Origin of the sequence: Gottfriedia acidiceleris (assembly GCF_002128425.1) — a bacterium.
Classification (GTDB): domain Bacteria; phylum Bacillota; class Bacilli; order Bacillales; family Bacillaceae_G; genus Gottfriedia; species Gottfriedia acidiceleris.
In genome coordinates this window covers 1-21331 of the sequence record NZ_NESS01000024.1, presented here as the reverse complement: position 1 = coordinate 21331, position 21331 = coordinate 1, and the positions used below count along the sequence as shown (strand labels likewise).

Below are 21331 nucleotides of genomic sequence, written 5' to 3'. Positions count from 1 at the left end.
GAATAACTTTACATTTCCTTCGTATAGATATCCCATACAAAGATCCAACAAATGAGGAGGAATAATATATGTTTGGTAAAGTTGCTGCAGATATGCTTGGTTTAAGTGATGTAGGTAGTGTTATTGAGCCGAAGAATTATGACAAGGTTGATTCTGACGATTACGTAATGCATGAAGATAATGAAAAAATTTATTTCTTAATTAAATCTAAATCAGATGAGTATTGCTTTACGAATAAGGCTTTAATTCATTTAGACGGTACAAGTGCAATAAGTAAGAAGCGTACACTTCATCGTTATAATTATCACACTCATAAAATCACGCATGTTGTACTTGAAACAGCTGGTACAATTGATTTAGATGTTGAAATTAAGTTCAACATTGGTGGTAGAGAATTTTCGATTGATGTTCATAAAAAACACATTGAACAAGTAAAAGATCTATATAAAGCTCTACTAACAATTGCAGAAATTAGTCATGAAAATGAAAAAGCACTTGGATATGCAAAAGAAAGCATTGAAATTGCGTCTACAACATTGGGCCGTGTAACTTCAAATGAAAACAATTTAGTGAACAGTTTTAAAGAAATAAATGAAGCTGCTTTTGAATGGTTAATGAAATCTAGAGAACAATATAAAGTGAAAGATTTCGGATCTGTATTTGAGAAGTATATTAATAATTAATTAAGTTTAGGGAGTCTCATAAGTTAAGTTCTTATGAGACTTCTTTTTTTGTGCGGTGATTCCTTTAGATTACATGAGTAAGTAAAAATGCAAAAAGATGAAATTTAGTAACTCATGAGAGGTTCATGAGTAAGTAAAAACGCGAAAAGATGAAATGTAGTGACTCATGAGAGGTTCATGAGTAAGTAAAAACGTAAAAAGATGAAATGTAGTAACTCATGAGAGGTTCATGAGTAAGTAAAAACGCGAAAAGATGAAATGTGGTAACTCATGAAAGGTTCATGAGTAAGTAAAAACGCGAAAAGATGAAATATAGTGACTCATGAGAGGTTCATGAGTAAGTAAAAATGCAAAAAGATGAAATTTAGTGACTCATGAGAGGTTCATGAGTAAGTAAAAACGCGAAAAGATGAAATGTAGTGACTCATGAGAGGTTCATGAGTAAGTAAAAACGCAAAAAGATGAAATTTAGTGACTCATGAGAGGTTCATGAGTAAGTAAAAATGCAAATAGATGAAATTTAGTGACTCATGAGAGGTTCATGAGTCACTAAAAATGCAAATAGATGAAATATAGTGACTCATGAGAGGTTCATGAGTAAGTAAAAACGCGAAAAGATGAAATATAGTGACTCATGAGAGGTTCATGAGTAAGTAAAAACGCGAAAAGATGAAATGTAGTAACTCATGAGAGTTTCATGAGTAAGTAAAAACGTAAAAAGATGAAATGTAGTAACTCATGAGAGGTTCATGAGTAAGTAAAAACGTAAAAAGATGAAGTATAGTAACTCATAAGAGGTTCATGAGTAAGTAAAAACGCGAAAAGATGAAATATAGTGACTCATGAGAGGTTCATGAGTAAGTAAAAAAGATGGAACATAGTAACTCATAAAGATAAAAATGAAAACTCGCATGGAACATAATACCATGCGAGTTTTCTTTCTTTAAAACCTAATTAATTAAAACTTCTGCTTTTTGACGATTTAAAATAGTAGCATCTGGACATCGTTTTTTTATTTCTTGTAGAAATTTTTCTTCATGTTTAGGAATTGAAAGTAAGGCAAATTCGTACTTTTTGTATTCGATTTTTAAACGTTTGAATGTCCATGCAGGTGATGAAACTGGATTGTTCGAGAAATTCACTGTTCTGATTTCATTATAGGGGATGATGATTGTTATAAATCCAAACTTTGATTTGAATGCAGTTTCTGTTAATTCATGGTATGTGTTGAATAGTGCCCAAACTAGAACAATCAATATTGGTATTAAGAAGATAAAGATTGCTAAACTTATGATGATTCCTGTGATATCAGCTTCAATTATGCTAATGATTGGAACAGAAATAATGATGGGAATTAAGCTCAGAATTAGGACGACTAATAGAGGGTTTTTCTTCACTTTAAATTTCATGGCGACACCTTGATCCTATCCTAAAATTTGATTTAAATGGTGCTTCATATGGTCAATATAGTCAGTAAATAACCAACTTAGTGTTACAGATTCTGTATTTTGACTAATATATTGAAGTTTCCATTGGTCTTCAGAAATGTTTGAGAGCACATTCATGAAACGTGAATTTAGAGCAGTCCATAAAGTAAGAATTTCTTCAATTGTATAGCTATTTTGATAATCATTTAATTCTACCCATGAATTTTGTTTATAAAGCTCCAAAATTAGTTCATCATTAGAGGACAATCTGTCTATAAATCTTTTATGATTCATAGTCGCAGAATCACAAAGATGTCCAAGAATTTCTTTTTTAGACCATTTTGTAGGACTTGGTTTATAATCTGTATTCGATAAAGCTCTGATGATTTTTGGAACGGATTGGATTAGACTACTAAATTCGTTTATTAAATTATTCATCTAAATATTCCTCCTTCGTTTCTACATGTTATGAATATGTTTAAACATTTTTCTTTATGAGTCTTTAGACAAGCCATAGGTGAATAGGTTATTAGTAGGACAATCTTGGAGGTGGCTTGATGTTAATCTTTTTACTTTATGTCGGATTGTTGGTTGGAGTGCTAGCTGTTTATAAAGATGCCATTAAGCGGGATGTTAGTAATCTTGGGTTTCAAATGATCGGTTATTATGTACTAGCTTCTTTACCATTTAGGTTATTTTGGTTACCGATCCCCTTTGGATTTTTGATTTGTTTATTTTTATTATCTAAACCGATGCTTCGATATAAAAAACAAAAACAAGTTGCTAGCCTATTAGGTTTCATTGTATTTATAGTAGATGCTGTATTCTAAAGGAATGTTTAGAATACAGCTTTTTTGATGTTTTCGTATACTTTAAGCATAAGAATGTTTTTTTCTATTCAAGGATACTCGCTTTTTTGTGGGAGGCGAGATAGTCTCTTCGTCCGTAACTCCTATAGAGTTTCAGCCTTCCTGTACCTCCCATATGAGTCATTCAACTTAACCTTTAGAATGCAAATGGGTAATGTCATTTTTTCGCAATCTTTAATGCCTTTTCGGTATTAGCAAAGTGTAATTTCGTTAAACTTCGTAAAGCTTCAAAACCTTTTGATTTAATTATTTTTGCAGCGGCTTGATCAACTTTTGCTCCAGCACCTTTTGGTAAGGTCATGCCAGCTTTTTCGCTTAATTGATCCATTTGTTGTAGGAAAGCATAGCGGGCTAAAATAGAAGAAACTGCAACTGAGAGATGCAAACCTTCTGCTTTTGTAGCAAATTGAACTTTATCACGAATAACTTCTTTTGTTCCTTTTAGATATCCGTAGTATAGATTTGGAGGAGTAAATTGATCAATTAAGATTGCATCGTATTTTTTACCCTCTAATTTTGATATAGTATTTCGAATTGCTTGATTATGTAATAGGGCCTTTAGTTTATTCATATTATAGCCTTTTTCCTGCATAGCATTGTATTTTTCATTGTTCAGTACTAAGAGGCTGTAACTTACGACATGAACAATTTTTTTTGCTATGCTGCAAATGGCATCGTCCGTTAGTTCTTTGGAATCTTTTACGCCTAATTCTTTTAGTAATTCGAATTGACTTGGTTCTACAAAGGAAGCTACTACTGCCATTGGTCCAAAGTAGTCACCTGTACCAACTTCATCACTGCCTATAACTGCAAGACTTGAAAAGTTTTTAGGTAAAGTTGAATTCGTATTTGTAGGGTTTACTTTTTTAGGAGTTTGGCTAGCCGATTTACCTTGCCATATACTTACTTCAGCATCACAATTAGAGCCTTGGAACACTACTTTACCGGATTTATATGCAGTAATTGTACAGCCATTTGGTTTGGCCATAAATACTCCACCTTGTGGTACTTTTGATTGAAGGCTACTTTGGTAGTGTGCTTTCATTTTTAAGAGAGTATCCTCAGAAACTGTTAATACAGTGTTTGACATAAATTTCTCCTTTATAAATGGATATTTTCCAATACTTTTGATTGTATTGAATTTCGTGTTATAGTTAAGGTTAGAATGTTTATAGCTGAAATGGAGGTATGAAGTTGTCCAATTCTTCATCGAAACAAAAACTAAATGTAACTATTTATGGGCAACATTATGCAATTACTGGTGATGAGTCAACAGATCATATTCGCCATGTTGCCTCAATTGTAGATGATAAAATGAAAGAAATAAATAAAAAAAATCCATTATTAGATACTAATAAATTAGCTGTATTGACAGCAATAAATATTGTAAGTGATTATGTAAAATTAAAAGAAAGAGCTGAAATGCTCGAAAAATTATTAGAAAAACAAACGAAAAGTGAGCAGAAAAACAATGATTGATTTAATTATACTTATTATTTTTATTTTAGGAATTTTGACAGGTTGGAAAAGAGGATTTATTAGCAGCCTTGTACGATTACTAGGTTTTTTACTTTCCTTATACTTAGCTTATCATTATTATGAGCAGACCGCTACTTCTCTTAAGAAAATATTTCCAATCCATATTAGTGGAGGCCAGGTCGTAAATACAGAACAGTTTGTATATGAAATTATAGCTTTTGCTTTGCTATTTATTGGGACAAGGCTAGTTATTTCATTTATTGGTTCGTTATTAAATGGAGTTTTCCAATTACCTGTTTTAAAGCAGATGAACTCTTTCTTAGGTGGTATTTTTGGTTTTATAGAGGTTTATTTATTTTCGGTTTTGGCGCTTTTTATCGCTTTAATCGTCCCAATTGATACGCTTCATGTTTTATTACATAAATCAAATATCGCGTATTTTATGGTTCAACATACACCATTTATATCAAATCAATTAATGGAATTATGGAACGGGTTTTCTAGTTCGGAAATTCTTTAATGAGTTTAAGTGAAAAAACAATTTCTATGTTAAGTAGGTGACTTAAAATGCACAAAAAAGAGTTAATTAAACTATTAGAACAAATTGCTACTTATTTAGAACTAAAAGGTGAGAATGCTTTTAAAATATCAGCATTTCGTAAAGCGGCAAATGCATTAGAAACTGACGAAAGAAGTCTTGAACAAATCGACGACTTTACTGCCATAAAAGGAATCGGAAAAGGGACTTCTGCAGTAATTTTAGAATACATTGAAACTGGCAAAAGTACGGTATTGGAAGAACTGCAAGAATCATTGCCTAAAACTTTACTTCCTTTACTCAGACTACCAGGATTAGGTGGGAAAAAAGTAGCTAAGCTTTATCAAGCTTTACAAATTGAGAGCATGGAGCAGTTAAAAGAAGCATGCTTAAATGGTAAGTTACAAGGATTAGCTGGATTCGGTAAAAAGACAGAGAAGAATATTTTAGAATCAATCGAGGAGTTTGGTAAGCAGCCTGAACGTTTGCCGTTGGCTGATGTATTACCAATTGCTCATAAAATTGAAGCTTATTTAGCAGAAATGAAGGATGTTGTAAAGTTTTCAAGAGCAGGAAGCTTACGAAGAGTACGTGAAACTGTTAAAGATTTAGACTTCATTGTTGCATCAAATAAACCGGAAAGTATTAAAGAACAATTACTTTCGATGCCGGAAATCGTTCGAGTAATTGCACAAGGAGATACAAAAGTTTCTCTTGTTTTAAAAGGTGTTGAATATGAGATTTCAGTTGACTTCCGAATTATTCAGCCAAAAGAGTTTGCAACAACTCTACATCATTTTACTGGTTCTAAGGATCATAATGTAGCTATGCGTCAATTGGCTAAAGAGCGTGACGAAAAAATTAGTGAGTATGGTGTTGAGAATGTTAATACTGGAGAAGTTTTAACATTTGATAATGAAAAGGATTTTTATGCTCACTTTAATTTACCTTGTTTTCCACCTGAAATTCGAGAGGATGGAAAGGAAGTTTCAACTTTTACAAACGAGTACCCATTAATTCGTTTAGAAGATATGAAATCTGATTTGCATATGCACTCTACTTGGAGTGATGGTGGCCATTCAATCGAAGAAATGGCAGATGCGTGTCGTGCAAAGGGATACAAATATATTGTTATCACAGACCATTCACAATATTTAAAGGTTGCGAACGGTTTGACACCTGAGCGCTTATGGAAGCAAAAAGAAGAAATTCAGCGTGTTAATGAAAAATACACTGATTTTACAATTCTACATGGAGTAGAAATGGATATTTTACCTGATGGTTCGTTAGATTATGAAGATGATGTTTTACGTTCACTTGATTTTGTTATTGCATCAATTCACTCTAGCTTTAGTCAAGATGAAGAGACAATCATGATGCGTTTAAAAAATGCAATGAGAAATCCTTATGTTAGTATGATTGGGCATCCAACAGGGCGCAAAATTGGCAGAAGAGCTGGATACAAAGTGAATGCTGAAGAATTAATTTCTGTAGCAAAAGAGACAGGTACAATTTTAGAATTAAATGCAAATCCAAATCGTTTAGATTTAAATAAAGAAATGTTAATGATGGCAAGTGATGCTGGTGTGATGCTATCTATTAATACTGATGCACATAACATTGATATGCTAGAGCATATGACTGTCGGGGTTAGTGCGGCCAAGAAGGCTTGGTTAAAAATAGAAAATATTGTAAATACATTTGAATTACACGAACTTTTAAGTTTGATTGAAAGGAAACGTAATCGAGTGTAAGGAGGTTACGGGGCATATGAAACGTACGTTAAGAGTTTTAGAGTACGATAAAATAAAAGAACAATTACTTAAACACGCTTCATCTTCATTAGGTAAGGAACGTATAAAAAACCTATTACCAAGTACTAGTTTTGATGAAGTTGTAGAACTACATGAATCAACTGACGAAGCTGTGAAAGTTATCCGTCTACGAGGAAATGTACCACTTGGTGGATTATCAGATATAAGAATGCAAGTAAAAAGAGCAGATATTGGTGGAACGCTATCTCCTTCTGAACTAATAGCGATTTCTGGTGTTACGTATGCCGGACGTCAAATGATTCGATTCATTGAAGGCTTAATTGAGAGTGAAGTTGAAATTCCATACTTAGAATCATTAAGTGAGCAAATCATTCCTTTATTAGAATTAGATAAAAATATAAAGGCTGCTATTGGTGATAATGGAGAAGTTTTAGATGATGCTAGTGTGACACTTCGAATGATTCGAGGACAAGTTCGAACAGCTGAAGCTCGAATTCGTGAAAAGTTAGAGAGTCTAACTAGAGGAACAAATGCACAAAAAATGTTATCAGATTCAATCGTTACGATTCGTAATGATCGTTTCGTTATTCCAGTAAAACAAGAATATCGACATGTTTATGGCGGGATAGTTCATGATCAATCTTCTTCTGGTCAAACATTATTTATTGAGCCACAAGCTGTCGTTACATTAAACAATAGTTTACAAGAAGCTAAAGTTAAAGAAGAGCAAGAAATTGAGAAAATTTTAATGGCATTAACAGGTCAAGTTGCGGAAGCTTCAGCGGATTTATTGCAAAATGTTGAAATTTTAGCTGAAATGGATTTCTTATTTGCAAAAGCTAATTATTCTCATTCAATTAAGGCAAGTAAACCAATTTTGAATAACGATCGATATTTTAAATTAAAAAAAGCACGTCATCCTCTCATTCCAAGAGATGTAGTAGTCGCTAATGATATAGAATTAGGTAAGGATTTTACTACGATCGTGATTACTGGTCCAAATACGGGTGGTAAGACGGTTACTTTAAAAACGATTGGTATTTGTGTTTTAATGGCACAATCTGGTTTGCAAATTCCTGCACTTGACGGTTCAGAAATCTGTGTGTTTGAGCAAATTTTCGCCGATATTGGTGATGAGCAATCAATCGAACAGAGTTTAAGTACATTTTCTTCACATATGGTGAATATTGTCGATATTTTAAAACATGTAAATCATAGTAGTCTTGTATTATTTGATGAATTAGGTGCTGGAACTGACCCTCAGGAAGGTGCGGCATTAGCAATCTCAATATTAGATGAGGTAAGTGAATACGGTGCAAGAGTAGTAGCGACAACGCATTATCCTGAATTAAAAGCATATAGTTACAATCGAGAGCACGTTATGAATGCAAGTGTTGAATTTGATGTAGAAACATTAAGTCCGACTTATCGATTATTAATAGGTGTACCAGGTAGAAGTAATGCTTTTGAGATTTCTAGAAGACTAGGACTTTCAAATCGTGTAATTGAAAAAGCAAGAAATCATGTAAGTGAAGAAAGTAATGAAGTTGAAAATATGATTGCATCTTTAGAATCAAGTAGAAAAGGTGCAGAAACAGAATGGAAAGAAGCAGAAGATTTCCGTAAAGAATCAGAACGTGTTTTCAAAGACTTACAAAAGCAAATGATGGAATTTTATGAGCACCGTGATGAATTATATCGTGGAGCACAAGAAGAAGCGAAAAAGCGTGTCAGAGTAGCACAACAAGAAGCAGAAGAAATTATTAAAGAGCTGAGAGAGTTAAAGAATAGCCAATTAGCATCGATTAAAGATCATGAATTAATTGAGGCAAGAACTAGATTGGAAGGGGCAATACCTTATGCTCCAAAGAAAGCAATTCCTCAGGCTGCTCCGAAGAAACAAAGAAAGCTTCGTGAAGGTGACGAAGTAAAAGTGATTAGCTTTAACCAAAAAGGGACATTACTTGATCAAATTAGTGAGGGTGAATGGCAAGTTCAGCTCGGTATTATTAAAATGAAAGTTAAAGAAAAAGATATCGAATATATTAGTTCACCTAAAGTAGAAAAAGAACGAACAGTTACATCTGTAAAAGGTAAAGATTTTCATGTTAATCTGGAGCTGGATCTTAGAGGAGAAAGATATGAAGACGCGTTAATTCGCGTTGAAAAATATATCGATGATGCATTATTAGCCGGTTATCCTCGAATTAATATCATTCATGGAAAAGGAACTGGTGCACTGAGACAAGGGGTACAGGAATACTTAAAAAAACACAGAGCAGTTAAATCTTATCGATATGGAGCAGCTTCCGAAGGCGGAATAGGTGTTACAGTTGTCGATTTAAAATAAGGTAATAGGGGTTCTAAGATGGAAAAGTTGGCAAAAATATTATTTGCGGTTTGTGCAGTATTTTTAATTTGGGGAATTTTGTATGTAACAGTTATTAAATAAAGTAATTGAGACTAGCATCATTATTGTATTTCTATTAATTTATGTAGACATAAAATCTTACATAATAATGAACTTAGAAGACATAACCTGAGTTAGTCTCTTTTTTATTAGAAAGGTGAATTGTCTTGAAGAAAATCATTTTAGCATTAGTCATCTTTGTTATTGTCTTTGTTGGATTTAATGGTTTTCATCATAAACACAAAAAGAAGATAAATGATGTAAATAAAGATATTATTGTGCAAAGAGATGTACGTTACACAAATCCTGCCCAAGTTCCACAAACCTTTGATATATACCGTTCTAAAAAATCACATGGACCATCACCAACGTTGATATTTGTTCATGGCGGTTCTTGGAGATATGGAAGTAAAGCGTTAAATAAACGTTGGAATACAATTTTTAATGAAATAGTAGAAGATGGATATACAGCAATTAGTATAGACTACACACTATATTCAAAAGAAAATTATTCTTATAACTTTCCAGTTCGTGACGTGAAAACAGCAATCGACTTTATTTACAAAAATTCAACTGAATTAGGAATTGATCGAAATCAAATCGGTATAGCTGGTGCTTCTGCCGGAGGACACTTAGCTTTATTAACTGGTCTTCAGCCTGATATCCAAAATAAAATAAAATATATTATTGCATGGTATCCAATTTCAGACTTAACGACTATGAACCAATCTCCTTCTTCAAGAAGTTCAGAAATCGTAGAGAAATATATGAATAGTACTGTAGATCAAATGACAGATGAGTATAATCGAATGAGTCCTATTCAATATGTAGAAAAGACAAAAGTTCCGATCTTTATAGTACATGGTACAGGAGATAAGCTTGTTCCGTTCAGTCAATCTAAGAGATTTGCTAAGAAAAATCCAAAAATGGTTACTTTGATTCCGCTTAAGAATGGAAATCATGGATTTACAAATCTTTCGATACAAAAATCCACGAATGATACGATAAATTATTTAAAGGCAAGATTAAAGAAGTAAGGAGAATCAATGAATCATATTAATAAAATTCAATTTCTAACAAAAGAGCATTGGAGTCTATTATTACTTGCTGATCCTTCAAAAGAAATGGTAGAAAAATATATTCAAAAGAGTAAAATTTATGAAGTGCTAGACCAAAATTTACTCGTTGGTGTATTAGTATTAATGGAGAATTCAAGTAAAGAGGTTGAAATTAAAAATATTGCAATTGATCCAGCCTTCCAAGGAAAAGGAATTGGAAAGAATTTAATACACTATGGAATTAATGAATCAAAAAAACTTGGTTATTCTAAAATTTCGATCTGTACCGGTAATTCAAGTACTCATCAATTATCACTATATAAAAATTGTGGGTTTCAAATCAGTACTGTTTTTTATGATTTCTTTATTAATAATTATGATGAAGAAATTTGGGAAAATGGCATACAGTGTAAGGATTTAATAAAGCTAGAACAAGATTTATAATAAACTTAAAGCTACCTAAAAAGATTTAGGTAGCTTATTTTTTATTCATTAAACGGTTTGACATACATAACGTAAGTATTACGGTCTTGATCAACTTCATTTGAAGTTTGCTCATAAATTTGATGATTTATCGTTATATAAGTTGATTGAAGCCAAGAAAGTAAGTCTAATTCATCTCCACTTTCATAGAAATGTATTTCATCAAATGTATCGACATCTCTAATTTCAATGCCTAACGGTCTGTTTAAAGGGTAAAAAGGAGTATTTTCCATATCTGATTCGATTACTTCAATTACATATCGATCTTCTTCGATATAAGAGCCTCTGTTCTCATAAACGAAACCATTTAAAATAAAATAATCGCAATATCTTCTAGTAAAAATTTGGACCTTCGATAAAAATGGAAAATGGTAAATAGGTCGTGTCAATTCTCCATCAAGTAATCGATATTCAAGAACAAAGATGTTGTCTGTATTAAACATTGTTCAAACTCCTTTAATAATTGTATATACATTAGTATATATCACAGTTTAGGATAGAAATGTATGTATTTATTTCACGATAGGAGAAAACAATGTCAAAAACGTCAGAATTAATGAAAAAAGTGAGTATTGCCTTAACAAGTAGTATTGCAATAAGTTCATTAAGCGGGTGTGGATCTGAACCAGAGTTTGTGGCGACAACTGATAATTCTCAAGATTATTATGAATCAAGTCAACAGGCTCAAGAAAATACAAACCAAGTAAATGAGGTTGATGAGCAGGCGACATCTGAAGATAGTTTAGATGAGGCTGATAATTCTGATACCACCTATGAACAAACTGAAAGTGACGAAACAGAGTTTGAATATACAGATACAGAAATGCCTGATGACGATAATTGTAGTGATTGGGAATTTGATTATGAAGATAATATTTGGATTTGTGATGATAGTTCGAGTTCATATTACCGAAATTACTTCTTTTTAGGCTCATACTTTGCAGCAAAAAATATGTTGTATAACAACAATGATTTTAAACAATATAAATCCACAGGCATTATAAAAGGAACAAGTTCCTCAGTCAAAAAAAGTGGATTCGGTAGTGGAGTTTCTGGAGGATTTGGAGGTTAGTTTAAAAGATAAAGAGAGTAAGAGGGATAGTTAAAGCTAAATTCTATATACTTTAAGAGAGGGATTAGTTTAGTATAGAATAGTATAATTCAATACTCGAAAGGAGATCCCAATGTCAAAAACATCATTATTAATGAAAAGAGTTAGTATCGCATTAACGAGTGGATTAGCAGTAAGTACATTAGCTGGCTGTGGTTCTCAAAATGCTGACCGACCAGATAAACCGAAAAATGACGATTGCCGTGATTGGGAATTTGATGATGACGAAGGTGTATGGGTTTGTGATGACAGCACTAGTCATTACTACCATAGTTATTATCATGGAGGAATATTTTATCCAACAAGAAAGGCACTTCATGGTAGTAGTTCGTATAAGAGCTATAAATCTTCTAGTAGATATGCAGGGCATACATCGACTTCAAGTAAAAGTGGTTTTGGAAAGGGTTCATCTGGAGGATTTGGTGGTTAAAAATGGATAATGCCAACTTACAGAATCATAGGCGAAAACGCAAAGAAGTATATAAAAGACTTCCAGATTTTTGGGCGGATTTACAAGATTCATATTATGCTTTATTAGACTATTATCCATTAAGTGAAAGTGAAGTTGATGAAATTCATTCAATTACGGAACAAATTGGAAAAATCTATGATAAGACTGCTCGATTAATGAGACAGTTACCAGATGATGTTTTTTATATGCTCGGTTATTCAAAGGAAATCGTACCATTTATACGCCATAAAGCGATCGAAAGTGAAGGTATTATTAGAAGAATTGACCTTGTTTGTACAGTAGATGGATGGAAACATTATGAATGCAATAGTGACACTCCAACTTTTATTATGGAGACACATCATGTTAATGGCTACATCACGGATTATTTTAAATTGAAGAATCCTAATGCTGATAGTGAAATGAAACTTTCTAATGTTATAAATCATGCTGTAAATAAAAGTATAAAAGGATTAGATGAACCAATTATTGTTTTTACCGCTCATGGTGATCATGAAGAAGATTGGAAGACAGTTAAATACATTCAATCTCTATACAATGGTAAGAGTCAATTAATACCGCTAGAAGATTTACAAATTATTGAAAATGCTGGGTTGTACACACCTAAAGGGGAAAGAATACACATTCTTTATCGACAAACCTATCCAATTGAACACCTAGAGCTTGATCAGTCTTCAGATGGAACAAAAATTGGCTTGGCACTATTAGAACTTGTAAACGATGGAAAATTGATTATTTTCAATCCATTATCTGCATTCTTACTACAATCCAAGGCTGTTCAAGCATTAATTTGGAATTTACATATAGAGCAATCAGATGTCTATACTGACGAAGAACATGATGTAATTAGTAAACATTTTCTACCAACGTTTTTAGAACCAGATTTCTTTATAGAACACAAACTTCCGTATGTTGAGAAACCTGCATTTGGCCGTGAAGGAGATTCAATTAAGATTATTAACGGAGTAAATCGTCAACAAAGCAAACAAAATAACTATCATGATCAAGTTATGGTGTATCAACAATATTCACCTTTACCTATGAAAAAGGTTATGACTCCTGATGGAATGATAGATTTACATGTATTAATAGGTAGTTTTTTGATTAAAGAAGAATACGGCGCAATTGGTGTACGTGCCGGGAATATTATTACTGGAAATGAAAGTTGTTTTTTACCTGTAGGGATTGTTGAAGAAAAAAATTAAATAGTGAGGGGATGAGAAGATAAATGGAAAGTATTGTTAGTACTTTGATGTATTTAGGATCAGGAGTTATTCTTTTATTTATTGGATTTTTAGCTTTTACTTTTACAACGAAGATGAGTGAACAAAAATTAATTTTAGAGGATGGCAATATTGCCGTTGCACTGAAATTAGCGGGAAAATTAGTAGGATTAGCAATTGTTATTATGTCAGCAGCAAAGTATTCAGTTAACTATGGTGATTTTATTATTTGGAGCTTAATTGGTATTATAGCTCAAATGGTTACATATTGGATTGCAGAATTTGTATTATTTCCGAAAATATCCTTTGCAAAAAAGGTTGAAGAAGGAAATATTGCAGTAGCTGCTTTATTGTTTACTTTAAGTGTAACAGTAGGGTTATTAATTTCAGGTAGTATTTCATATTAATGTCTTTACAATGAAATGAGAATGCTAGAGTGGCATTCTCATATTTTTAAATATTAGTTTTTAGAATGATCAAATTAAATAGATAAAGATTTTACCTTTTATTAAAATTCTTTTAAATGTATGCTTAATGTATAGGTGTTTTTAAAAAATAAAATTTCATTTAAGTATACTTTTACTTAAACTTCAAAAAGGAGGAAGAGCGTTGACTTTAGAAATAAAACAGCTGTCTAAACATTTTGGAGATACTATTGCCGTTAACGAATTGTCATTGACTTTACCTACAGGAAGAGTATTAGGTTTATTAGGTAGAAATGGAGCAGGAAAAACGACTACCATTAAAATGTTATTAGGCCTTCTTACATCTACTAAAGGAGAAATAACTTGGAAAGGCAGCCCATTTAAAACCGATAAAGTTAAGGTAGGGTATTTACCAGAAGAAAGAGGATTATTTACCAAAAGCAAGGTTGTTGATCAGCTTAAATATTTCGGAAAATTAGAAGGTATGTCTAATAAAGAGATTGATGTCGCAATAACATATTGGCTAGATCGCTTAGAAATACCACATTATCGAAATAAAAAGGCAGGAGAACTGTCGAAAGGTAACCAACAAAAAATTCAACTAATTGTAACCTTATTACATAACCCTGAGTTGATTATTTTAGATGAGCCATTTAGTGGACTAGATCCAGTTAATGCGGAGTTAATGGCTTCAATTATTACCGAACAAATTCAGAAAGGGAAAACGGTTATATTATCGAGTCACCGTATGGATCAAGTTGAGACTTTTTGCGAGCATGTTTGTATACTTAAGAACGGTAATGTAGTCGCAGAAGGTAGTTTAAGTAGATTAAAAGAAGATTATGGGTATAGAAATTTAATTTTAGAAGATATAGCATCGATTAAACAAATACTAGATTCCAATAATGTAAGCTATGAACAAAAGCAATTAGGAATTTACGTAAAGGTAAAAAGTGATGAGGAAGCTTTTACGATTTTAAATCGTATTAAGTCGGACTTAGGTTATATAAAGAAGTTTCAATTATTAGAGCCTACACTAAATGATATCTTTATAGAGAGGGCGAAATAAATGAAGAAGTTTAGTACTGTCTTTTTATTTCATTTACGTGAAGGTCTTATGGCGAGAGCAACGATGATTATGAGTATTATTTTATTTGTATTAGTCGTTGGAGTATTTGGGGTACAAAAATATTTTGCTGGCACAGAAAAGAGTAATAAGGATAAAGATAAAATTGTTTTAATAAATAAGTCGAAAAATTATTCGGTAGATATTACTAGTGTAAACAAAACGATTAAATCCGCAAAGATCGAGCAGAGCGATGCATCGAAAGAAAAAGATTTAAAAAACCAGGTTGAAGATGGGTCAAAAGATGGACTAATTATTCTCACCGAGAAGAACAATGTCCCGTCAATTCAATATACATATAAGAAGTTTTCAAATAGTGAAGTGCTTTCAGTTTTAAATACGACATTGCAGCAAAATTATTTAAATAAAACTGCCCAAGACTTAAAGCTATCGCCTGAGTCAGCAACAAAATTATTGCAAAAAGTAGAAGTAAATGAAAATGTTCTTAAGGATCCTATGGCTACATTCGGTATAGCTTACTTTTTTGGCTTTTTACTATATATGTTTCTATTAATTTATGGAAATTCAATTGCAACGGGTATTGTTGCAGAAAAGTCTTCTAGAGTAATGGAAGTATTACTACCTAAAGTAAGTCCTGTTATGACTTTATACGGAAGAGTTATTGCAGTATTTTTTGTAGCATGTGCACAGCTTGTTGTATTAGGATTAGGATTTCTATTTGCCAATTTATTAGGCTGGGTAAACTCTGATGCCATATCGTTTTTTGGAATGAAAATAGATTTAGAGGCATTAGATAGTACAACGATCATTGCTTTTGTTGTTTATTTCTTATTAGGTTATTTACTATATGGATTACTTTACGCTGCAATTGGATCAGTAGTTTCTAGAACAGAGGAGCTTCAAATGGTACTGATGCCATTGACAATCTTAGTTGTAGCTGCATTCTTTATTAGTATTAATGCATTAATTAACCCCAATGGAACACTTGTCCAAATTAGCTCATATATTCCATTTTTTGCCCCGCTTGTAGCATTTACTAGGTTTGTAAGTGGAGAAATGAATTTTATAGAAATAAGTGCTAGTATATTAATTTTAATCGTTTCAATTATGATTTTAACTCGTGTTGCTAGCCGCATTTATGTTAATGGCGTAATGTATTACAGTGAAAAAGTAAAATGGAAAGATGTAGCTAGATTATTAAAAAGACAATAAAAAAAAGATCTCATAGGTCAGTCTGCTGACTTTTGAGATCTTTTTTTTACATTGTGCTATAGAAGTGTCGACTAAGTTTCTATTTTACTATTATCATCTTGTTCTATACTGCTTTTAACATCCTGCTGTAGAACCTCCAACTCACCAATTACAATCTCTGAAATACGTTTATAGCCTCTTGTTTTATTCGGGTGCATACTATCACTTAAGTAATACTCACCGTTCATTTTGTTCCAACCAACTTTAGAGTAGAGGTCAATGCATGGTAATGCGTAAAAAGCTGCTACAGCTTTTACAGCGCTAGCATAATCAGATGTTAAAAACCCGGCTTTATTTTTATCTTCATATTTTCCGTTGTGATATCTAGGCACAGGCGTCATAAGAATAATCCTACAATTCGGAACCCTTGTTTGTATTTTTTCAATCATTGAACACAAAGCACCGATAAATGTAGATTCGTCTAAGTTTGGTCGTTCATTTGTTGGGAACCCTTTACCTAAAGGAATGCCTCTACCAAAGTCATTTGTTCCACCCATTATTGTTAAAATTTGAGTATTAAGTGGAATCGTAGCATTAATCCTTTGACTGTTACACATACTTGATAAAATTTCAATCGTTCCATTAGGCTGTGTTTTAGGTGGTTGACCTTTGTAATTTCCATTTTTATCAATCCAAGCAATCGAACCATTTTCAGCAATTGTTGTTCCACCGATCCCTCTATTCACATGAGTCAAACCTAACTTTTTCGCTACAGCTGGCTGCCATCCGTTAGACGAAGTGATACTATCTCCATAACTAATCCATTTTTTTGATTTGTTCGTTATTTTTTTAACCTTTAGCTCTGATATATTTGTTAACATTGATTTGCAAAATCGTTTTACTTTTGATGTTAAACTAAACATAGTTATCACCCTTTTTACACATTTACTTTATAAACATGTAAAGCACTATTCTCTTAATGAAATTTTAACCACAGTACTATATATTATATATTCAAATAAAATCAACTTTACAATGTTGTATATTCCATTCTGTAATCAAATATTCTTTTAAATAAGGTTCTTTTAAAAGATAATATTGATATCCTTATTCAACTATATGGCAGTTTAGTTGCATAAGGATTTTTGAATTTGAAGGGTTTTTTAGTTATTAAATAGAAGTATTTGTATGTGGAAAATTTATCCATAGGAATTAAAAAGTGGAGAAATTTACATGTTAAATATTGTATTCTAGTACTCCTTAAGATATTTTTATCTTGGGAGTATTTTAGTGTATTAATATAGTTTTTATGAAAAACCAGAATAAAAGTTGAGGATGGGATTATGAACAATCGAATCTTAATTGTAGAAGATGATCACTACATTAGTGAGATGATAAAGGATACTTTGGTGAAACATGGATATGCAGTTTCCACCGTCTTTGATGGTGAAGAGGCATTACAGATAGTAGAAGTACAAAATTTTGACTTAATTTTACTTGATATTATGATTCCGATAATTGATGGGATGGAATGCTTAAAGATTATTAGAACCAAAAGTATGATCCCAATTTTAATTATGTCTGCAAAAGGAGAAGACGTCGATAAAGCGTTAGGTCTAGGGTTCGGTGCAGATGATTACATTGCAAAGCCTTTTTCAATGATTGAGCTTGTCGCTAGAGTGAAAGCCATTCTTAGAAGAGAAAAACATTATATGGACTTAACCACTCAAGTGGTCAATCCGACTTACCAAGAAGAAACTATTCAACTAGGTGATTTGATCATTGATATGAAAAATTATTCTGTAAAAAAATGTGGTCATGACGTAAAGCTTACGTTAAAAGAGTTTAATATCTTAAAACTCTTTATTACAAGACCAAATCAAGTATTTACAAAAGCACAGGTTTACAGCCTTGTTTGGCAAGAAGAATATTATGGTGATGAAAATGTTATTAATGTACATATACGACGTCTCAGAGAAAAAATAGAAGATAATCCTTCCAATCCTAAATATTTAAAGACTTTATGGGGGATTGGTTATAAATTGGGGGAATTTTAACATGATTTATCTTCTTGTATTTTTTCTAGCAGCTTCCTTAATTTTTAATATTTATTTAGTTCAACATCAAAGAGTTTCGAATCAAGAAATTTCTTATGTTGAAAAGAAGCTTCAATCAATCATTGAACAACAAACTGATGAAAATGTTCTACTTTACACTAGTAACTCTCAAATGAAATCATTATTAATTCAAATCAATAGCCTCTTAGAACACAACCAGAAAACAGTGGCCAATTTTCATTCTGTTGAACGCTCAATGAGAAAAATGCTCTCGAATATCTCGCACGATTTAAAAACGCCACTTACTGTCATTCTAGGTTATATTGAAATCATTTTACACGATGAAACAATTAAACAAGAAAAAGAAAAATCCTTATTACAAACTGTTCATTTAAAAGCAGAAGAAGTTTTAGGGTTAATCAATCGCTTTTTTGATCTTGTTAAACTTGAATCCAATGATGTTAATCTAGAAATGTCCAAAATCGAATTAGGAGAGATTTGCAAAAAAACAATTCTGGATTATTATGAAATACTAACAAAAAAAGAATTTGGCGTATCTATTAATATTCCGAATGAACAGAATTTTATATGGGGAAATAAAGGAGCGGTTGAGCGGATTTTAAATAATTTAATTTCTAATGCTCTTCAGTATGGTTCAGATGGAAAGGTAATTGGGTTACACCTAAGAAGTACAGAGGATAAGGTTTACATAGACGTCTTCGATCGGGGAAAGGGCATTCTGGAAGATGGTAAAGATCGAGTCTTTGAACGATTATACACACTGGAAGATTCAAGAAATAAACTCTATCAAGGTAGCGGGTTAGGTTTAACTATAACGAAAAGATTAGTCGAACAACTAGGCGGAAAGATTTCATTAGAAAGCATCCCTAATCATAAGACCACTTTCACCATTGAATTGAAGCGTATGACGTATTAATCGAAATTGTAATAACTTAAGAATTTTGTAAGAAATGGTTAAGAGAAAAGAAAACATTCATCTATAGAATGAAATCAAAGGATGAAGGAGGGAAAAACATGACCTATATAATTCAAACAAATCAACTTACCAAAAATTATAAAGGTACGACGGTCGTTTCAAATGTGAATATGCATGTCAAAAAAGGAGAAATATATGGCTTCTTAGGTCCGAACGGTGCAGGAAAAACAACCGTTATGAAAATGATTATGAACTTAATCAAACCAACGAGTGGGGAAATTATTATTTCTGGTGAAACAGTAACCCCAAAATCTTATGAAATATTGAAGCGCATGGGGAGCATAATTGAATATCCCGTTTTTTATGACAAGTTAACAGCACGGGAAAACTTAGAGCTACACTCTGATTATATGGGTTACTACAACAAAAGTGCGATCGACACGGCTCTTGAAATGGTAAAACTAAAAAATTTTGAAGGAAAGGCTGTCAAAGATTTCTCTTTAGGGATGAAGCAGAGACTTGGTTTAGCTAGAGCAATTATTACAAAGCCTGAAATCCTTATTTTAGATGAGCCAACAAATGGCTTAGACCCTCTTGGAATTAAGGAATTTCGAAATCTTTTTCAAATGTTAAGTAAGGATTATGGAATGACACTATTAATCTCCAGTCATATTCTTGGAGAAATCGAACAAATTGCCGATACTATCGGAGTAATCAAGGACGGAACGTTAGTAGAGGAAGTATTAATGGACACAATTCGTCTTCAAAATACAGAGTACATAGAGTTAAAAACGGATGATGTAAAAAAAGCGTCATACGTTATAAAAGAATCATTGAACATAACGAATTTTAAAATACTCGATGATGCTACCATTCGTATCTATGACATAAACACGGCTCAAGGGAAGATATCTAAAACCCTTGTGTTAAATGGTGTATTAGTGGAATCAATCAATAAAAAAGATAATACATTAGAAGATTATTTCTTAAAGATGATCAATGGGGGCGTGGTCCATGCTTAAACTTATTAATCTTGAAATAAAAAAATTTAAATTATGGCACTACTGGAAAGCTGTTTTTATATGCAATATCTCATTTATTGTACTTCTCAGTATGATGTTTTTTATAGAGATAGATGGTGGGAAAATACCTATTGAAAGTTTCGATATGGCGGCCAGCATAATAGGAGCACTGGTACGGACAACGTTTACAATTTTTGCATCAGTAATTATTGTGAAATTAATAATAGACGAATTTAGAAATAAATCAATAGATGTATTATTTACTTATCCCATTAAACGCAAAAAAATTATTTCCGCAAAGTTAACAATCGTTTTTATTTTTACTTTTGTCAACGTTTTGTTTTCAACATTATTTCTAGAAGGCCTTGTTAATTTAGCGGACGTGAATTTTAATATTCTACCGGGAGCGATCGAATTAGAAGATATCTCAAGACATTTATTGACTGCTTTTATGAATGCTATTGCGACAGCAGGTATCAGTATTATTCCTCTGTTCTTTGGCATGCAGCGTAAATCGTCGCCTGCAACCATTGTATCTTCAATTCTTATCGCTACAATTTTGAACTCAACAAGTGAGGACTTTAACTTATTTTCAATTATTGCAGTTCCTTTATCACTAGGATTATTCGGTTTGTATATCGGATACTATTCAATTCGAAACATAGAAAAGAAAGATTTAGTCTAATTCATTAATGAAACATATCTAATAATAGCATGGGAGTTTCAATTAGTTGGATACAATTCTTTATTATGATAGTAATTGTTGTGATTATAATATATATTATATTTCAGACCATTTAGACAAATTAACTAACATATGGGATTTTCTTATTCAACTACTATGGAAGTACGATATAAACTTCCATTCACTGTGGTGAATCTGAGGATTAAAGGTTGGCTAACGCATGCATTAGTTGAACAACAAGATCGGCTGTTTAGTCGATTTTTTTTATTCAACAAAATGGCAGGATAGTTGTGCGAAATGTTTCTAGCTTAAATAGAGAATGGTTACATTACTCTGGTAAAGGCTAGACAGTTCCTTTCGGAATTGAAGGATTATATCGAAGAATCAAATGATTGGGTA

23 protein-coding genes are annotated in these 21331 nt (G+C 32.2%); 18 read left to right on the top strand and 5 right to left on the bottom strand.

What is annotated here, in order from left to right:
* The first annotated feature begins 68 nt into the window (after positions 1 to 68).
* The gene (locus tag B6K90_RS22325) at positions 69 to 683 is read left to right on the top strand and encodes a PH domain-containing protein (protein ID WP_088014921.1); all 615 of its coding nucleotides are present in this window, start codon (positions 69 to 71) and stop codon (positions 681 to 683) included.
* Positions 684 to 1633: 950 nt separating this feature from the next.
* Here the strand turns inward: B6K90_RS22325 and B6K90_RS22320 are convergent.
* The gene (locus B6K90_RS22320; RefSeq protein ID WP_088014920.1) at positions 1634 to 2092 is read right to left on the bottom strand and encodes a PH domain-containing protein; all 459 of its coding nucleotides are present in this window, start codon (positions 2090 to 2092) and stop codon (positions 1634 to 1636) included.
* A 15-nt stretch (positions 2093 to 2107) separates the two neighbouring features.
* Positions 2108 to 2548 (bottom strand): DinB family protein, encoded by a 441-nt coding sequence (locus B6K90_RS22315; protein ID WP_088014919.1) that lies wholly within the window; start codon positions 2546 to 2548, stop codon positions 2108 to 2110.
* 119 nt (positions 2549 to 2667) lie between these two features.
* Here B6K90_RS22315 and B6K90_RS22310 point away from each other — a divergent pair, with 119 nt between their 5' ends.
* Entirely contained in the window at positions 2668 to 2940 is a 273-nt protein-coding gene (locus tag B6K90_RS22310; protein ID WP_088014918.1) for a hypothetical protein, read from the top strand.
* A gap of 196 nt (positions 2941 to 3136) precedes the next feature.
* Here B6K90_RS22310 and rnhC read toward each other — a convergent pair whose 3' ends face one another.
* On the bottom strand, positions 3137 to 4069 hold the full coding sequence (rnhC, locus tag B6K90_RS22305; protein WP_088014917.1) for a ribonuclease HIII: 933 nt from the start codon (positions 4067 to 4069) through the stop codon (positions 3137 to 3139).
* 104 nt (positions 4070 to 4173) lie between these two features.
* On the opposite strand from rnhC, the gene zapA reads away from it, so the two are divergent.
* The 6 genes from zapA (at position 4174) to B6K90_RS22275 (ending at position 10683) form a co-directional block, all read left to right on the top strand.
* Positions 4174 to 4458, top strand: coding sequence for a cell division protein ZapA (gene zapA / locus B6K90_RS22300; protein ID WP_235821891.1), 285 nt, complete (start codon positions 4174 to 4176; stop codon positions 4456 to 4458).
* Complete coding sequence (locus B6K90_RS22295; protein WP_088014915.1) at positions 4451 to 4978, top strand: CvpA family protein; 528 nt, start codon at positions 4451 to 4453, stop codon at positions 4976 to 4978. Before zapA ends, B6K90_RS22295 begins: the two co-directional genes overlap by 8 nt.
* A 47-nt stretch (positions 4979 to 5025) precedes the next feature.
* Positions 5026 to 6750 carry a DNA polymerase/3'-5' exonuclease PolX gene (gene polX / locus B6K90_RS22290; protein WP_088014914.1) on the top strand — a complete coding sequence of 575 codons (1725 nt, stop codon included), beginning with the start codon at positions 5026 to 5028 and terminating at the stop codon, positions 6748 to 6750.
* Between the two features lie 16 nt (positions 6751 to 6766).
* A complete protein-coding gene (locus B6K90_RS22285) occupies positions 6767 to 9121 on the top strand; it encodes an endonuclease MutS2 (RefSeq protein WP_088014913.1) in 2355 nt (784 codons plus the stop codon).
* A gap of 227 nt (positions 9122 to 9348) precedes the next feature.
* A complete protein-coding gene (locus B6K90_RS22280; protein WP_167555468.1) occupies positions 9349 to 10218 on the top strand; it encodes an alpha/beta hydrolase in 870 nt (289 codons plus the stop codon).
* Between the two features lie 9 nt (positions 10219 to 10227).
* Positions 10228 to 10683: a GNAT family N-acetyltransferase gene (locus tag B6K90_RS22275; RefSeq protein ID WP_088014911.1), complete on the top strand. Its 456-nt coding sequence runs from the start codon at positions 10228 to 10230 to the stop codon at positions 10681 to 10683.
* A 41-nt stretch (positions 10684 to 10724) separates the two neighbouring features.
* Here B6K90_RS22275 and B6K90_RS22270 read toward each other — a convergent pair whose 3' ends face one another.
* The gene (locus B6K90_RS22270) at positions 10725 to 11165 is read right to left on the bottom strand and encodes a hypothetical protein (RefSeq protein ID WP_088014910.1); all 441 of its coding nucleotides are present in this window, start codon (positions 11163 to 11165) and stop codon (positions 10725 to 10727) included.
* Between the two features lie 92 nt (positions 11166 to 11257).
* On the opposite strand from B6K90_RS22270, the gene B6K90_RS22265 reads away from it, so the two are divergent.
* From B6K90_RS22265 to B6K90_RS22240, 6 genes are all read left to right on the top strand, one after another.
* Positions 11258 to 11794, top strand: a complete 537-nt coding sequence (locus B6K90_RS22265) for a hypothetical protein (protein WP_088014909.1) — start codon at positions 11258 to 11260, stop codon at positions 11792 to 11794.
* 112 nt (positions 11795 to 11906) lie between these two features.
* Positions 11907 to 12263, top strand: a complete 357-nt coding sequence (locus B6K90_RS22260) for a hypothetical protein (RefSeq protein WP_088014908.1) — start codon at positions 11907 to 11909, stop codon at positions 12261 to 12263.
* Positions 12264 to 12265: 2 nt separating this feature from the next.
* The gene (locus B6K90_RS22255; protein ID WP_088014907.1) at positions 12266 to 13510 is read left to right on the top strand and encodes a glutathionylspermidine synthase family protein; all 1245 of its coding nucleotides are present in this window, start codon (positions 12266 to 12268) and stop codon (positions 13508 to 13510) included.
* Between the two features lie 23 nt (positions 13511 to 13533).
* Positions 13534 to 13935 carry a DUF350 domain-containing protein gene (locus tag B6K90_RS22250; RefSeq protein ID WP_167555467.1) on the top strand — a complete coding sequence of 134 codons (402 nt, stop codon included), beginning with the start codon at positions 13534 to 13536 and terminating at the stop codon, positions 13933 to 13935.
* Between the two features lie 202 nt (positions 13936 to 14137).
* The gene (locus tag B6K90_RS22245) at positions 14138 to 15022 is read left to right on the top strand and encodes an ABC transporter ATP-binding protein (protein ID WP_088014906.1); all 885 of its coding nucleotides are present in this window, start codon (positions 14138 to 14140) and stop codon (positions 15020 to 15022) included.
* Complete coding sequence (locus B6K90_RS22240; protein ID WP_088014905.1) at positions 15023 to 16252, top strand: ABC transporter permease; 1230 nt, start codon at positions 15023 to 15025, stop codon at positions 16250 to 16252.
* A gap of 71 nt (positions 16253 to 16323) precedes the next feature.
* Here B6K90_RS22240 and B6K90_RS22235 read toward each other — a convergent pair whose 3' ends face one another.
* A complete protein-coding gene (locus B6K90_RS22235) occupies positions 16324 to 17154 on the bottom strand; it encodes an SGNH/GDSL hydrolase family protein (protein WP_088014904.1) in 831 nt (276 codons plus the stop codon).
* A 420-nt stretch (positions 17155 to 17574) separates the two neighbouring features.
* On the opposite strand from B6K90_RS22235, the gene B6K90_RS22230 reads away from it, so the two are divergent.
* From B6K90_RS22230 to B6K90_RS22215, 4 genes are all read left to right on the top strand, one after another.
* Positions 17575 to 18288, top strand: a complete 714-nt coding sequence (locus B6K90_RS22230) for a response regulator transcription factor (protein ID WP_088014903.1) — start codon at positions 17575 to 17577, stop codon at positions 18286 to 18288.
* A 1-nt stretch (position 18289) separates the two neighbouring features.
* On the top strand, positions 18290 to 19225 hold the full coding sequence (locus tag B6K90_RS22225) for a sensor histidine kinase (RefSeq protein ID WP_088014902.1): 936 nt from the start codon (positions 18290 to 18292) through the stop codon (positions 19223 to 19225).
* Positions 19226 to 19323: 98 nt separating this feature from the next.
* Entirely contained in the window at positions 19324 to 20247 is a 924-nt protein-coding gene (locus tag B6K90_RS22220) for an ABC transporter ATP-binding protein (RefSeq protein ID WP_088014901.1), read from the top strand.
* Positions 20240 to 20932, top strand: a complete 693-nt coding sequence (locus tag B6K90_RS22215; RefSeq protein ID WP_167555466.1) for an ABC transporter permease — start codon at positions 20240 to 20242, stop codon at positions 20930 to 20932. The genes B6K90_RS22220 and B6K90_RS22215 overlap by 8 nt, the downstream gene beginning before the upstream one ends.
* Positions 20933 to 21331: the final 399 nt, after the last annotated feature.